This window comes from Pseudoalteromonas sp. BMB (assembly GCF_001709235.1).
Taxonomy (GTDB): domain Bacteria; phylum Pseudomonadota; class Gammaproteobacteria; order Enterobacterales; family Alteromonadaceae; genus Pseudoalteromonas; species Pseudoalteromonas maricaloris.
This window is the reverse complement of sequence record NZ_MBQA01000093.1, coordinates 1-244: the sequence shown is the minus strand read 5'-3', so window position 1 is coordinate 244 and position 244 is coordinate 1. Positions and strand designations below refer to the sequence as shown.

At 42.2% G+C, this 244-nt stretch carries 1 protein-coding gene; it reads right to left on the bottom strand.

From position 1 onward, the window contains the following. The coding region (locus BB427_RS24865) for a CUB domain-containing protein (protein WP_368072334.1) at positions 1–188 on the bottom strand (188 nt) is incomplete at its 3' end. Between the last annotated feature and the right edge of the window lie 56 nt (positions 189–244).

Sequence of the window (244 nt, the reverse complement as noted above, 5' to 3'; positions counted from 1 at the left end):
ACGGCATACGAGATGAAATGTAGAGAGACCCTGCTGCCGAAAGGCACTGTTATTTTCCATACGCAATTCAGATTTGATTCGTAATTTCCTGGAAAATTTGGAGTCTTGATGCTTCCGGATTCAGAAACAAGGTTGCCTCCACAAGTACTTGATGATGCATTTCCAAAACTGGCAGATAGAAGAAGAATTGCCGCTTTGCAGACGAAGAGTAATCCGCAGCTAAATCCACAACTGTAAGTTTTTG